This is a genomic window from Rhizorhabdus wittichii, assembly GCF_017607425.1.
Classification (GTDB): domain Bacteria; phylum Pseudomonadota; class Alphaproteobacteria; order Sphingomonadales; family Sphingomonadaceae; genus Rhizorhabdus; species Rhizorhabdus wittichii.
In genome coordinates this window covers 1,196,655-1,210,526 of sequence record NZ_CP059319.1, presented here as the reverse complement: position 1 = coordinate 1,210,526, position 13,872 = coordinate 1,196,655, and the positions used below count along the sequence as shown (strand labels likewise).

Annotated in this window: 11 protein-coding genes; 4 read left to right on the top strand and 7 right to left on the bottom strand. The window is 56.3% G+C overall.

From position 1 onward, the window contains the following. Positions 1 to 47: 47 nt before the first annotated feature. Positions 48 to 758, top strand: coding sequence for a hypothetical protein (locus HRJ34_RS05870; RefSeq protein WP_208633567.1), 711 nt, complete (start codon positions 48 to 50; stop codon positions 756 to 758). Positions 759 to 818: 60 nt separating this feature from the next. Further along, positions 819 to 3,500, top strand: coding sequence for a UvrD-helicase domain-containing protein (locus tag HRJ34_RS05865; RefSeq protein ID WP_208633566.1), 2,682 nt, complete (start codon positions 819 to 821; stop codon positions 3,498 to 3,500). Between the two features lie 206 nt (positions 3,501 to 3,706). Here HRJ34_RS05865 and HRJ34_RS05860 read toward each other — a convergent pair whose 3' ends face one another. From HRJ34_RS05860 to HRJ34_RS05845, 4 genes are all read right to left on the bottom strand, one after another. Further along, on the bottom strand, positions 3,707 to 3,904 hold the full coding sequence (locus HRJ34_RS05860; RefSeq protein WP_208633565.1) for a hypothetical protein: 198 nt from the start codon (positions 3,902 to 3,904) through the stop codon (positions 3,707 to 3,709). A gap of 78 nt (positions 3,905 to 3,982) precedes the next feature. Continuing rightward, positions 3,983 to 4,183, bottom strand: a complete 201-nt coding sequence (locus HRJ34_RS05855; protein WP_208633564.1) for a hypothetical protein — start codon at positions 4,181 to 4,183, stop codon at positions 3,983 to 3,985. Between the two features lie 26 nt (positions 4,184 to 4,209). Next, entirely contained in the window at positions 4,210 to 4,443 is a 234-nt protein-coding gene (locus HRJ34_RS05850; protein ID WP_208633563.1) for a hypothetical protein, read from the bottom strand. A 56-nt stretch (positions 4,444 to 4,499) separates the two neighbouring features. After that, positions 4,500 to 5,869 (bottom strand): IS3 family transposase gene (locus tag HRJ34_RS05845; RefSeq protein ID WP_150289884.1). Its coding sequence is split into 2 segments (ribosomal slippage): positions 4,500 to 5,515 and positions 5,515 to 5,869, totalling 1,371 coding nucleotides; the frame shifts between segments, so codons are not numbered across the junction. Between the two features lie 66 nt (positions 5,870 to 5,935). Here HRJ34_RS05845 and HRJ34_RS05840 point away from each other — a divergent pair. Then, positions 5,936 to 6,829 (top strand): hypothetical protein, encoded by an 894-nt coding sequence (locus HRJ34_RS05840; RefSeq protein WP_208633562.1) that lies wholly within the window; start codon positions 5,936 to 5,938, stop codon positions 6,827 to 6,829. Positions 6,830 to 6,851: 22 nt separating this feature from the next. Here the strand turns inward: HRJ34_RS05840 and HRJ34_RS05835 are convergent, their stop codons facing one another. The 3 genes from HRJ34_RS05835 to HRJ34_RS05825 are packed head-to-tail and all read right to left on the bottom strand — an operon-like array spanning position 6,852 to position 12,905. Then, a complete protein-coding gene (locus HRJ34_RS05835) occupies positions 6,852 to 9,593 on the bottom strand; it encodes a DEAD/DEAH box helicase (RefSeq protein ID WP_208633561.1) in 2,742 nt (913 codons plus the stop codon). Further along, positions 9,586 to 11,532, bottom strand: coding sequence for a phospholipase D-like domain-containing protein (locus tag HRJ34_RS05830; RefSeq protein ID WP_208633560.1), 1,947 nt, complete (start codon positions 11,530 to 11,532; stop codon positions 9,586 to 9,588). Before HRJ34_RS05830 ends, HRJ34_RS05835 begins: the two co-directional genes overlap by 8 nt. Further along, complete coding sequence (locus HRJ34_RS05825) at positions 11,529 to 12,905, bottom strand: hypothetical protein (protein ID WP_208633559.1); 1,377 nt, start codon at positions 12,903 to 12,905, stop codon at positions 11,529 to 11,531. Before HRJ34_RS05825 ends, HRJ34_RS05830 begins: the two co-directional genes overlap by 4 nt. Positions 12,906 to 13,019: 114 nt before the next feature. Between HRJ34_RS05825 and HRJ34_RS05820 the strand changes: the two genes are divergently transcribed. Further along, on the top strand, positions 13,020 to 13,841 hold the full coding sequence (locus HRJ34_RS05820; RefSeq protein ID WP_208633558.1) for an IS5 family transposase: 822 nt from the start codon (positions 13,020 to 13,022) through the stop codon (positions 13,839 to 13,841). Positions 13,842 to 13,872 lie beyond the last annotated feature (31 nt).

Genomic DNA, 13,872 nt, shown 5'->3' with positions numbered 1-13,872 from the left:
AGTGCATTTCACTTCAATCGCCGTTTCACTATCCTGCAGAGAACTAGATGTCATACCGCGTGGCGCATGTGCGCTTCACAAAGACTGGACGGACCTATCCAGTCAACTGCCACCGCAGGGATCTAATTTCCGGCGATATCGTCGTGGTTGAAATGGCTGCGGAGCAAACGCTGAAGGTGGCCCAGTTCGAAAGCTTGGAACACCTAAACTGGCGTTGCAGTAACACAATCATTTGCCGCCGTTCAGAACTTCAACGAAACGATCGGGGAGAGCACGTCGTTGTTAGGCATTCACCCAAAGGGGATGTTCTCGAGACTCTAAGTGACCTGGGCGGAGCTTTGATCAACGCGGGCTGGAGGTCCTTCGCTCCCACTTCCCGCGCCTTTCAGAGAATCTTTGCCAGGTCCTTCGACACGAGCGGTGCCGCGATCATCTTCCGTCGCAACGGCATCGACTACCAACTCTTCGACTCCCCGGAACTGCCGGGGATTATGGGCCAGCAAATGAGCTACGCTCCGTCGAATGGCCGACTTGTGAGAAACTGGTATTATCACTCCGAGGAGGATCTTTTTGATCGTACTCTGGCTTTCGCGCAGGCACTTGAGCGACAGCCCTTGAACATCGGGCCATTCTTCCATGGGGTCGGCTCAAAGCCACCGAAGCCACCTCGGGAAGTTGATGAGCTAGCCGAGATCCGAGATGCAATCACCGGAGGAAGCGGCGGTTTAGCCTATCTCTGTGATGACGTTTGGATTTAAGGTCAGCCATGCGGCATCGGACCGTGCGGCATCAAAGCAACCGACTTCAAGGATTGCGCATTGCTTGAGTTGATCCTCCTGGGCTTGCTCGGTGCGGGTGCTCTACTCGGCGGGAACAAGAAGGAATCTTCGTCCTCACGCCCGAAGGGCTTGGGGACATCCGGTGCAAAACCGGCTGCACTTTTGCCGGCGTCCGGGACGGCAAGCCAACAATTGGCTGAATGGCGCGCGGGATGGGAGGTGACGGTCGACAGGAAGAGGTGGATACCATCAGGTACGGCCGAGCGCATCCTGGCAGAGCACCCTGCCCCAGCGTCCTATCGGCCATGGATGAGCAGCGTTGGGCGATCAAAGGATTTAGTCGAACTTCTTGTCACGGAATTTGCTATCGACAATGATGCCTTCCTCGCTGGTCAAAAGGTTGCGCTGAAAGAATTCTTCGAGACGGTCGAAAAGAACCCGCTCACCGACGAGCAGATCAAAGCCTGCGTGTGCATGGACCACCGCATCCAGATTGTAGCCGCGGCGGGCTCGGGCAAAACTTCGACGATGGTATCCAAGGCCGGCTACGTACTTCAGCAAGGATTGGCGCTGGGCAGCCAAGTGGTCCTCCTCGCTTTCAACACCGACGCGGCAGAGGAACTGGCGGAACGCGCGAGGGATCGCCTGAGCCAACTGCCCGGTTCAGCCGACATCACGGCGAAGACGTTTCACAGCTTTGGTCTGCATGTCATCGCCATGGCGACCGGCAAGAAGCCGTCGCTCGCCCCTTGGCTTGAGCATCCAGGCGAAGACAACAAGATGATCGTCAGCATCATCGATGACCTGTGCAAGCAAGACCAGACGTTCCGAAATGACTGGCACTTGTTTCGGACAGTGTATGGCAGGGACGTGGGTGAATGGAACGTGCCTGCTGAGCCTGACGCCTATGGCAATGGCCGGCGGGGCTTCCGGACTGCAAATGGCGAGATCGTAAAGAGCAAAGAAGAGCGACTGATTGCAGACTGGCTATTCTATAACCAGGTCCCTTACGAATACGAACGTCGATATGAGCACGAAACGGCGACCGAGACGCACCGCCAATACTATCCGGACTTCTACTATCCGGATGCAGAGCTCTATCATGAGCATTTTGCGCTGGATCAGGCTGGTCGCCCACCTGAGCATTTTGGCCGGTCGTACCTGGATGGTGTTCGGTGGAAACGCGAGCTCCATCAGGCAATGGGGACCAAGCTGTTCGAAACCACCTCTGCCCAGATCTCGCAGGGAACAGCTCTGCCTTTTCTCGAAGCGCAGCTCGCAAAGGCTGGCATTTCCGCAAGCTTCGATCCCGAGCGCGAAGCGACCGGTACGCAGCCGGTTACGGCTCAGGAACTCGCGGGAACCATCCGGGTCTTTCAGCAACATGTAAAAAGCAACGGCATCAGCCATGCCGACTTGCAGGCTGCGCTCAAAGCCCACTCCAAGAATACCAATATCGATCGCTTGAAGCGTTTTGTCAGCATCTACGAAAGAGTTGCCGCCAGCTGGGAGCAGAAGCTCAAAGAGGGCGGCTACATCGACTTCGAAGACATGCTCAACCTCGCGGCGGAACATGTGGAGCGCGGCCGATATCGCTCCCCCTTCACGACCATCCTTTCTGACGAGTTCCAAGATAGTTCACGCGCACGGATACGTCTGCTTAAGGCATTGGCGGGACCGCCTGAGGCGGGAAGGCATCTGTGCGTGGTTGGCGACGATTGGCAAGGCATCAACCGCTTTGCGGGAGCCGACATTTCAGTAATGCGTGAATTCGATCGGATTTTCCCTGGGGCCACGCAGCTCACGCTGAACACCACCTTCAGAAGTCCTCAGCCCATCTGCGACATTTCCAGCCGGTTCGTTCAGGCCAACCCAACGCAAATCCGGAAGGAGGTCGCAAGCGCCAATCACTACGAGAGCAAGCAGTACATTTTTGCCTATGCCTTCGAGGATGCACGGAGATCCACCGAACACTTGGCTGAGCAGCTCACGCAAATGCAGCACTACCTGAAGCTCGGCAAGCTGGAGCCGGGGAAGAATGGCCGCCTGTCAGTTTTGCTTCTTGGCCGTTATCGAAGCGACCGGCCCGCAGACCTACGACGCTGGAAGGCGCAGTTTTCAGAACAGCTCGACCTCGACTTCAAGACCGTCCATTCGTCGAAGGGCTTAGAGGCCGACTACGTCATGCTGCTCAACGTGGTTGAAGGAAACCGGGGCTTCCCAAGCCAGATCGAAGATGATCCCGTCTTGCAAATACCGATGCCTGCTCCGGATCCGTTCCCGATGGCAGAGGAGCGTAGGCTCTTCTACGTCGCCATCACGCGCGCGAGACGACAGGTTCGGATCTATACGAGCCTGGCGCAGCCATCCCGCTTCCTGGTTGAGTTGGTCAAGCAAGGCGCAGTTGAGATTGAGCCGATCGACGCCGCGCCTCTTGAGCCATGCCCCAAATGTGCGGTCGGAATCGTCACCCGGCGCAGTGGTCGCAACGGCGAATTCGAAAGCTGCAGCACTTGGCCGCGGTGCGAGTTCAAGCGGAATATCGCAAGCGACGAGAGCCAAAAGGGAAGGCATCCTGTCCGTCTGAGTGGCAATGTCGCACAGGGAAGCACATGTCCTTCCTGCGAGCGTGGGCAGATGATCAGGATCGATGGAAAGTACGGAGAATTTTTGGGGTGTAGCGAGTTCCCGACCTGCAAAACAACGGCAAGCCTTGGTTAGATTGCTTCATTCGCCGCCGGCCGGGCACCAAACCGTGATTACCTCGCCGAAAAACTTCTCCACTGCTTCAGCTTCTTGAATCCCAAAAACTGCGGCTCGATCAGCTTCCCGTATTCCTCGAAGCTCCAATGCTCCTTTACCGTAATCGGTGTTCTAACAGCACGCTGCGCCGCGTCCGCGATCAACTGCGGTGAAGCGAAGTCTGCCTAACTATCTGCGTTATCTTCATGGCGACGAGTGAGAATACGGCAGCCCCTGCCGTTGGGAAACATCTGGATCAACTCATCGGGGTAACCGTTCTCGCGCAGCCAGGAATCGAAATCGAGAGCGTCAATGTCCCCCTCGAACAGCTTGGGGAATCCATATGCGTGGCCGTCGGGAGGATCGAGGAAGTAGCGGGGCATGTGGGGATGATAGCAGCGCTGGCATGCAGCTCCAACTACGACAGTCGCGGCCGGAGATGGTGGGGTTGGAATGACGCGCTAGTAATAGGAGCGCGTGGGCTTCTTGCCTGCGGCAATGGCGCGCGCATCAACACGAGCCAGAAAGGCACGCTTTTCTGAGCTGCGGTTGCCGCCCTTGTTGCGGAGCGCATCGGTCGACGCATCGTCGTCCACCCATCCGATTTCGCGTTTCTTGGCCTCTACATGGTCACGAAGCTGGGCCATGCTGATCGTGGTCATCGCGAGCTTCCTTTCCAATTCGAGGTTCAGTTCAGCAGTTCGAAGCTGCCGCCCTCTTCGGCGACGCGCCGTCTCAGATATTCCAAATCGAGCGCAACAGCCACCCTAAACAGCAACCGCGCCTGCTGCAGGAGCGGACTGTCCGGCGATCTGTCCACCGCGTGCTGGCCCAGGCGATCTGCAATCATGTCTTCAAATGACGGCGTGGTGATCGCCTCGTCGCCATCGAGGGTGATCCGAAGTGTCCGTCGTCGGGACATTTGGCGCAGATGGTTGCGCAGAGAAGAGGAGATCGGGCCTCGTCTGGGGTTGATGTTTAGGCGGCGAGCTTGCGGTGAAGCAAGCGTCGCTGTTCGATGGTCTTTCGCTTGATGCGTTTCCTCCGTTCGATAATGGCGGCGGCCCTGCCGAAATAGGCGTCGGCCGGTGTCACGTTGTCGAGGCTCTCGTGATAGCGGCGATGGTTATAATGCTCGACGAAGGCCTCGACCTGCCGTTCGAGATCGCCAGGCAGGAAGTAGTGCTCCAGCAGGATGCGGTTTTTCAGGGTCTGGTGCCAGCGCTCGATCTTGCCCTGGGTCTGGGGATGTAGCGGAGCGCCGCGAACATGGCTCATGTCATGGGCTTTGATCCAGTCGGCGAGTTCGCCGGCGATGTAGCTCGGTCCGTTGTCGCTGAGCAGCTTTGGTTTGTGCCTGACGGTGGCGTGGTCGCAGCCTGAGGCTTCGAGCGCGAGTTGCAGCGTGTCGGTCACGTCCTCGGCCCGCATCGTGGTGCACAGCTTCCAGGCGATGATGTAGCGCGAGAAATCGTCGAGCACGGTGGAGAGGTACATCCATCCCCAGCCGATGATCTTGAAGTAGGTGAAATCGGTCTGCCACATCTCGTTCGGGCGGCTGGTCTTGCGATGGAACTCGTCGGCCGCCTTGACCACGACGAAGGCCGGGCTGGTGATCAGGTCATGCGCCTTGAGCAGGCGGTAGACCGTTGATTCCGAGACGAAATAGTCCTTCTCATCGGTGAAGCGCACCGCCAGTTCGCGGGGCGACAGATCGGACTGCTCCAGTGCCATCTCGACGATCTGGTCCTGAATGGCGCCGGGGAGGCGGTTCCAGACCCGGCTCGGCGCGGAAGGACGATCCTCCAGCGCCTCGGGGCCGCCTTCGAGATAGCGATCATACCATCGGTAGAAGGTCCGCCGCGCGACGCCCAACTGGTCGAGGGTCCGCTTCGCCGGCAGGTGCGACTGCTCGACGATGCGGATGATCTCCAGCTTCTCGGATCCCGGATACCTCATTCGGGGTCTCCCCCATCCGCGATCATGCTTTTTTTCAGCAGCCGGTTTTCGAGCGTGAGGTCGGCGACGGCCTCCTTCAGGGCACGCGCCTCACGGCGCAGATCCTGTACCTCGCCGCTCGTCGCGGCACGGGCGGTGTCGCCCGCCAGCCGACGCTTCCCGGCCTCCATGAACTCCTTTGACCAAGTATAATACAAGCCCTGGGCAATGCCCTCCTTGCGGCACAGCTCCGCGATGCTGTCATCGCCGCGCAAGCCCTCCAGAACCACGCGGATCTTGTCCTCCGCCGAGAAATGCCGGCGTGTCGCGCGCCGGATATCCTTCACCACCTGTTCGGCCGACGCCTTGGGTTTGCGGGCCGATTTTACGCTTGAGGATTTGGGCTTCATCTTCGTTCCTTCGTCACTACGACGAAGCCCAAATCCTCCTTACATCACAACCTCAAATCTGTGCCATTGGCGCTGACGGCGGACACCGTCAACAACCTTGTCTTCTGGCAAAACCGATTTGGGCATGCCAATCGAGATCATCGCGTCCTTCTCGAAGCCCGGACTAACCGCGGTTTGAAGGAAGCGCTCGATACACTGTTTTACGAACTCTATCTGGGAGATCGTGAAGAAGGCGCGGTCTTCGAGGAGCTGGCCGAACTCACCGGGCGCAAATACCCGCTGATAGCCTATCTCTACTTCCTGAAGGACATGAACCGCTTCATGCCCATTCAGCCAACGGGTTTTGATCGCGCTTTTGCGGCCATGAACCTCGAGTTTTCAACGCGTCAGCAGTGCTCTTGGGAAAACTACAGGAGGTTTAATGAGATCCTGCTGCAACTCGTTCCCCTCATTGAGGCAGCTGCTGGCATCCGCCATGTCAGGCTAATAGATGCCCATTCTTTCTGCTGGATATATGCCCATCTTCTGAAATTGGAGGCGGAGGGCGCGATTGGCCAAACGGCATTAGGCAAAGACTCGGGCCGCGTGATCGGCGGTAAAGAAAAGTCAATTATCGCAATGCGTTTCTCGATCGAAGAGACGGTCAGAAGATCGAACGGCCAGATCGTCGAACGCCGGCTGAAAAACAAGGAGTCAGGACTTTCGGGCCAAGAGCTCGAAGATCTTCTTGCAGAACTGCTTGATTTGCAGGGAAACCGCTGCGCGCTGACCGGCATTCCCTTTCATTTTCATGGACCTGATGCCGACAGCAATCTCTTGCCGTCTCCAGACAGGATCGACAGCAACGGGCACTACGTCCGAGGAAATATCCAAATCGTGTGCCGCTTCATAAACTTCTGGAAAGGGGCGAGCGACAATGAGGAATTCAAGGAGCTTCTCATGCTTGTGAGAACGGTGTGATCCCGCGCTTGGCGCCTAATGGTCAGTCTCGGCCGAACGAAGCAGGGTAGGGGTCGGTCAATACTGCGTCCGGCACAGGCGTTCTCAAAAAGACTTCCCAGCCAGATCGGTTCAGGCGGATTTCCCTGTCGAAGTCACCTTGCGTGCATCGGTCCATCTTGTCTTCCACTGCATATTTTCGTTCGATGAATGAACCAACCTGATCTTCGTCGAAACTGTCTTTGAGATAGGGATAGTTGATTTCCAGAGCGCTCATGTCGGGACCCTGCTCCTGCAAGAGGCTGTTTACCTTGCCAAAGAGGCGGTCGATGCGGCCCACGCGCTGCTCATTATCGCCCGGCGTCCAAGCAATACCGTAATGATGAACCCTCCTGCACTGCAGATGCAGATTTACCCCCTCCTGGAAGACTGAGGTCGCAATAAGTGTGTTCGGATAAAAGGGGCTGTTGAAGCCAAGGATCAGGTGTTGCCGATGGCTGGACTCGCCGCTTGCGTACCATGCCGGGCTGGAGAGCGTAGTGAGTGTTCGCCATCCCTTGTCCCAGGCATCGACTTCGTGATCAATGATCTTAGTGCAAAGCTGCTCGAAGGTTGCGATGGCTGAACTAAAGTACTTCAGCAAAAGGGAGTTCGGAATTTGCAGGTCTGCAAAATCCAGGAATTTCCGGTAACGTCGCTGCACATTGGCGTGCTTTTCATCGTCAGCAAGGCCGCGCTCGAATGTTACATACCAGCCGTAGAGTTCGACGATGACTGGGCTGGCGAAGAGAAATCCGGCCTTGATGTAGTTAGCAAAGTTTTCCGCGATGCGCGGCCGAGCGGTTGCCCACTCAACAAGTCTAGACTTCTCTGGCGCGGGCAGGTGATCGAATACTCGACCCCAGATCGTTCCGATCGGCGCATCGTATTCGCGCTGATCTGCTCCGTGAGGGCGTAATGCGTCCAGCGCTTCTCGCGGAAACTCGGTTCGTGTTTCCATCCGCTGCATCTGTGCAGCCTTGGCAAAATCCATGCGCTGCTTGCCGCCCTGCACGAAGTGGTAGTGCCAGTGATAGGCGCCTGATCGATAATCAGAGGCAGGTTCCAGGAGCATCGAGAAGATGCCGGTGGTTTTGCGCAGATTTAGGCTGAAGCGGGAGCAGTCTGTTGGTGGTGCAGGCTGCCTGCCGTCAGTCGCCTTCTTCGTCACAAACAGGTCGGCAACTCTTGAGCGAAGGTAGTCGTGGTCGTCGACACCATCGGTCTCGCCTTCCATATCGTCCATCTGGTCATCTTCGCTATCAGCGTCGCGTCGATCGCTTGCGCCGGCCATTTCATTAAACACCTCACGCGACCAGTTGCTTTTTTTCCATCGAAGGCGGGCCTCTTCATCCCAGCCATGGGTTTCAGCGATGTGCCCTGCGAGCAATTCATCGTAACGCTCGTTGACGCGCTTCGTGAGCTCCCGGACTGACGGGATGCGGCGTACAAAGACGAGGTGCTTATCTTCGTGCAGAGGGCGATCTGCCGCCATCCTGAACAAGTCTGATGGCGTACAGAGATTGACGAGGCCATCGTATTTGGGGTGATCGGGCGCTGAGCGGAAAATGCTCCGAAAGTCGCGGCTCATTTTCTGCAGAAGTTCCGTGTCGTCCGCGGCTTTGAAATCTTTCGAATGCTCGACCTCTGGCTTTTCACTAACCGTCTGTGTCTCGCGGCTGTGCTCGTCAGGTCCTGCGGATTCGAAACCCTCAAGATATCCATATAGCAATCGTCTTTTTTCGTGTGTCTCACCACAATCTTCAATCAGGCGCTTCTGGTAGAGTGCGAAAAACATCTCATTCTGAGGACTGTCCTCAAATCTGCATGGAGTGGCGATTTCATGGCGATATTGGTGCTTCGTGAAGCTAAATCCTTGCCCTTCCATTCGACGAAAGCGACGCAAAGCATAATTGCGCATTAGAATTTCGACTGATTCATCTTTGATGGCCGCTTCGTCAATGAAGTAACTTAGAATGCTCCGGACATCTTCAAGCCGTGTGTGACTTGGCGTTGCCGTCAGGAGGAGAGTGCGTCGAGCAATGGGGTGATCGTGCTTGCCGAAAAACGAATCCGCAGCGGCGACCCGCTGTGATCCCCCCCAACGGTTGCGAAAATAATGGGCCTCATCAACGATCATCAAATCGAAGCCATTCCCATCGGTCGCAGCCATAATTCGATTGTGCAAGCTTTGGGCAGCTTTGCGCGCTGCAGCCGTCTTATCCACCGTTTCGTCCCAGCTATCTACAAGCCCGCTGAGCGAGTGAATGGTGGTGATGTAGAGCTTGGATAATCTATCCGAATATGCTTGGTTCTCGATCGTTTCTGTGAGTTTCGGTAGCGGAAGTGGCTCTTCGACGCTTGGCATAGGCTCGTTATCAGGGCCCTTCACATGGCCGTCTGCACACAGATAATGGCTCTTCACGAACTCGCGAAATTCTCGCCGCCAGTGATAGCAAATGTCGCGGTTCGGCGCGATCACCAGAACCTTGGCGTCGGGCTTCTTTCGCCATAGCAGTGTTGCCACGCCAAGTGCTTCGAATGTTTTCCCCATGCCGACTTCATCGGCCAAGAGCGCAACCGGGCTTTTTGAAAGCACGTTCCACAAATGAGCGACGCCTTCGGTCTGAAGCGCAGCCATTCCTGCTGGCTGATCAGGCGCATAAGTCCATTCCCCGCTGACCCCGCCGAAGTTGATCCACTTGGCGACATCAACAGGTTTCAAACGTCGCCAGAAATCACTCATATGCTGCCTGCGTCCTTACCAATGTAACATATTCTGAAGAGACCCCATCGGGAGCATGGGGGACCATTATTTTTATGCTTTCCCACCGTGACTTCGCCACCGGAACATAGTTTGGCTCACGATCGCCCGCGCCGCGCACGAGCTTGCGACGGAGGCGCTGAGCAAGAGCGCAAACATTTGCCACTTCATTTGCAAGAAACCAGTTGAACACTGCGCGTTCACTAGTTTGGATTGTTTCGCAGGTTCTCTCGACAAGCTCGAGTAAACATCCAGGCACTACGAAAACCTGCTTTTCCAACTGCTCCAGTTTGTCCACTGCAAAATACCGTTGGCGGTAATCATGCATGGCCTTGAAAAGACGAAAATAGCTGATCGCACTGTGCTCGGAGATATCTCGATGAAGAAGCTCTGAGCCCAACTCCGGATGAGCCGGCGTGTCGTCAGGAAAGCTGTCGCTATCGTCTGGGCCTCGAAGCGGAAGGTCCGTAAGAGATCCTGGGTCATCACCAAGCACCAATGCTTCCAGTAGATCATTCAAGCTATTGAATGTTTGGGCTCTGCGAGACTGTAGGTTGGTTTCGCTGATGATGCCGCGATGAACCTCTTCCCCATCATGGTTGACCCGAAAGACCCGATCTTTGAGCAGCGCGCTGTCATTCACGCGAATTCCCGACGGTTGTACGGGGTCGCCGCTGCGCTTCCACTTCAATGGCACAGGTGCCTGGACGCCGGGCAGACAGAGGGAGTATCCGTCGCGCGCTCCCTTTCCCAGCCATGCACCGGAAAACATGTAGACTTGAGCATGCCAGTCGAAGGTTACGTGCAAATCGAAGGGTGGCAGATCGGGGGGATTGAGGGCTTCGTCGGCCAGGAGCTCGTCCGAAGCGCAATCAGCCTGACTTAGCGCCAGTGCTTTGCCATGCATGAGCCGCCAGTCATTTGCATCTTCGATGATAATGCCGGCTTCAATGTTGTTGTCTCGGCTCCATTTCCCCTTGTCATCGCAATGGCTGTTGGACCCGGGGGCAGTGAAGTTCCACGAGCCAACGGCCAAAGCCTTGCCGATCTTCCAGATCTTCGCATGGCATAAATCAGTTCTGTGGTCGCGTTCGACCGGACAATCATAGAACGCCACATGTCCACGCTCGATCATTTGCCCCAATTCCTCGCTCCATTGAGTCCTGAGGAATTTGTTCTGGATTCGATCGGGCACCAAATGGACACGCAAGTTGCCGGTTGCCGTCGAGGTTTGCAGCTTGCCGATGAAACCGGCGAGGTCGCGAGGCAGATATGGCGACCAGACGACGATGTCTGAGTCCACCGAGCCGTCGAACAATTGCGCTGCGAACGATTGGTTCTGGAGGCTATGGACAAAGCGCCATTTCTCCTTGGACTTGGCAAACTTTCGGCGCTCGCGAAGTTTGCCTTCGTCGTCTTCAATGTCGGCCGCATCCCACAGTCCGTCAAAAAATCTTCGGATTTCTCGATAGTTGGCGAGACTTTCAACCTCGCGAAAAACGAATGCTTCGAGATTTCTCCCCCAGCCCGACAGCGTTAGATTGGCGCTACCCGCGCCGACGACGCGCCGACCATTGGCATCCTCGAGATAGATGACTTTGGGATGAAAAAGGCTGCGTTCGCTGAACCGCTGCGACACGCGATCGGGGCGAATGGCGTGGATGGGGACACAGGTCCTCTTGATGCGATTGGTGTCGATAAACCGCGGATCGCAGAAGACTCTGACGTCTGTGCCTTTTTCCGTGAGTTCCTGCTGAAGCTGCTCGAACTCTATGCGATTTCGCGGGGGCTCGGCGCCGATCGCGGCAGGCAGGACAAACGTCTCCAGGAACTCAATGTCCAGGTTGAAAGTGGTGAACCATGCTCGGCGTAAGGGGCCCATGCCGGTCACCTTGCGCTTCAATTCTTGTAAGAGCTTCATGCGGCCTCTCCACGCAGGCCATTCACGAAGCTGCTGAACTGAGGGAGGTAATAGCTGTTGTGCCATGAACCAGGCGTTCGGCTGTCAGGCTCGGGCAGAGAGACTGTCCGCGCGTGGACACTGATGGTGCCGTCATCGCCGACATTGAGCCATGAAACCTGGCCACGGGATTGCATCACCGAGCCATGGTAGTTCGCTAGCGCTCGAATTTGAGCGTCGAGACTGTTGGCGTTTGCGACCTCAAGAAGCCGCCTGAGACGCTTTGCCCCCTCAGTGCCCTTGATCGCTGGCAGATCCGCATACTCGGAAACCGCAGCGGATACGCGAGGCAATCGCGTCGCGTCCCGGCCGAACTTTGCCCAGGTGTTCGCGATATCATCGGTTGATTGGGTTCGCCGAGATGCCATGAGGGTGAATAGCAGCGAGCAATCCGCCAGGAACGGCTCTAGGTGCACAATGTGCTCGAGCTTGGCCTTCTCTCCGGGAGCTAAGTCGTGTGAAAGTGCCTGCTCGACTGCCTCTTGCGGCGAGAGATCTTCTGTTTCTTCGAGAACATCGAAAATCGCGCCGGCCGCCCCTTGATTAAGCTCGGTCTGCATCAACCAAAACTCTTTGGCGTAACTTCCGACTGCTTGAGGCGAGGCAAATGCGCGAGCGTATGCTCGGGTCAGATCTGCCGGCACGTCACCGAATGGAAGTTTCCCGCCTTGAATTGGTCGGGAGACGCATTCCTTCAGGAATTCATATGCCTTGCCAGCAGCCTTGCTGAGCGAGCTCTTTGGTTGGCCGACTATGAGCTTTTCGGCATCCGCCCACCGGCTTTGATATGCTGGCTTATGATAGTGATAATTGCCATCGAAGAAGCCCATTTCCATGAGCGGTGTTTTATAACGACCACTGACTCCGAGGCCGAGCTGCCGGACCAGGATTTGGCCGACGGGCTCATGGGTAAAGATAAGTGCCGGAGGACGATCTTCATTCGCCCAAAGGCGCCGCGCGTTTGAGATGCCAAGTATTCCTGTCGATTCCACGTCCTGTGATTTCTCATGACGCAGAATTGAGAAGACGAAAACATTTTCGAGAAAAATCAGGCATGCCTGCTTGAAATTCAGGCTGTCCTTGCTCTGATATTGCCGCAGCAGCGCATGACTGAGATGGACATCATCATCTTCAATCAACCTCTTCACCAAGTAGTGATGAAAGAGGTTGAGGGTGAAATTTCGGACATCGTTCGAAATGGAGTTTATCCTGTTTCGGAAAACCTGTCTGCCGAATGCCGACCAAATTATAAGCGTGCCGATGGGGTCAATATATGAATCGGACGAAAGGGTGTCGTCGTATTCGGTGAGTACGCTATCTAAAAAATGCGTCATTTGATCTCTTAGAGCCCGATCGGAAATTAAGTTGAGTGGTATCAGCAGGTTAGCTTGACGGCTTGGCCTGTCGTTGATTCACGGGTTTCGCCAAAAACTACCGTGGATTCAACGATGTGGACCGATACCACTCGCGCCCTTCATGCGCGAAGCGGACTGGCTTTGCCAAGTGATATGACCGATGCCGAATGGGCGGTTCTGGAACCACTGCTGCCACCCGCGTCGCATGTTGGGCGACCTCGCAAATGGCCGCTGCGACGCATTGTCGAGGCGATCCTGTACCTGCTTCGCGGTGGCTTGCCCTGGCGGATGCTGCCGCCTTGCTTCCCGCCGGTATCGACTGTGCGGCACTGGTTCTACCTTTGGCGCGACAACGGATTGTGGCTGACGATCAACCACACCCTTTTGATGGTGACACGAGAGGCGCACGGCCGCGAGGCATCGCCCAGTGCTGGGGTGATCGACAGCCAGAGCGTGAAAACGACGGAGAGCGGCGGCCCTCGTGGCTACGACGCAGGCAAGAAGACCAAGGGGCGCAAGCGCCACATTCTGACCGATACCGAAGGTAATCTGGTCCACGCCGTGATTCACGCCGCGGACATTCAGGACCGCGATGGAGCGCCGCTGGTGCTCGCCGATATCATCAACCGCTTCCCGTGGCTGCGTCATGTGTTCGCGGACGGAGGCTATGCCGGCAACAAACTCAAGGACGCCCTGCGCCGCATCGGCAAATGGACCATCAAGATCATCAAGCGATCCGATGCCGCAAAAGGCTTCGAGGTGCTGCCTCGACGCTGGGTCGTCGAACGAACCCTCGCATGGCTCAACCGAAACCGCCGCCTCGCCAAAGACTTCGAGCAGACCATCGCATCGGCAACCGCATGGCTGTTCATCGCCTCGATCCAGATCGTCATCCGACGTATCGCAAGATTATGAAATCAAAACGGATAATTTCGAATCAGGCTCT

Excerpts from the sequence above, each read along its gene's own strand:
- HRJ34_RS05825 (WP_208633559.1), bottom strand. The coding sequence starts at position 12,905 with ATGACGCATTTTTTAGATAGCGTACTCACCGAATACGACGACACCCTT.
- HRJ34_RS05850 (WP_208633563.1), bottom strand. The coding sequence starts at position 4,443 with ATGTCCCGACGACGGACACTTCGGATCACCCTCGATGGCGACGAGGCG.
- HRJ34_RS05855 (WP_208633564.1), bottom strand. The coding sequence starts at position 4,183 with ATGACCACGATCAGCATGGCCCAGCTTCGTGACCATGTAGAGGCCAAG.
- HRJ34_RS05860 (WP_208633565.1), bottom strand. The coding sequence starts at position 3,904 with ATGCCCCGCTACTTCCTCGATCCTCCCGACGGCCACGCATATGGATTC.
- HRJ34_RS05870 (WP_208633567.1), top strand. The coding sequence starts at position 48 with ATGTCATACCGCGTGGCGCATGTGCGCTTCACAAAGACTGGACGGACC.
- HRJ34_RS05820 (WP_208633558.1), top strand. The coding sequence starts at position 13,020 with ATGTGGACCGATACCACTCGCGCCCTTCATGCGCGAAGCGGACTGGCT.
- HRJ34_RS05830 (WP_208633560.1), bottom strand. The coding sequence starts at position 11,532 with ATGAAGCTCTTACAAGAATTGAAGCGCAAGGTGACCGGCATGGGCCCC.
- HRJ34_RS05835 (WP_208633561.1), bottom strand. The coding sequence starts at position 9,593 with ATGAGTGATTTCTGGCGACGTTTGAAACCTGTTGATGTCGCCAAGTGG.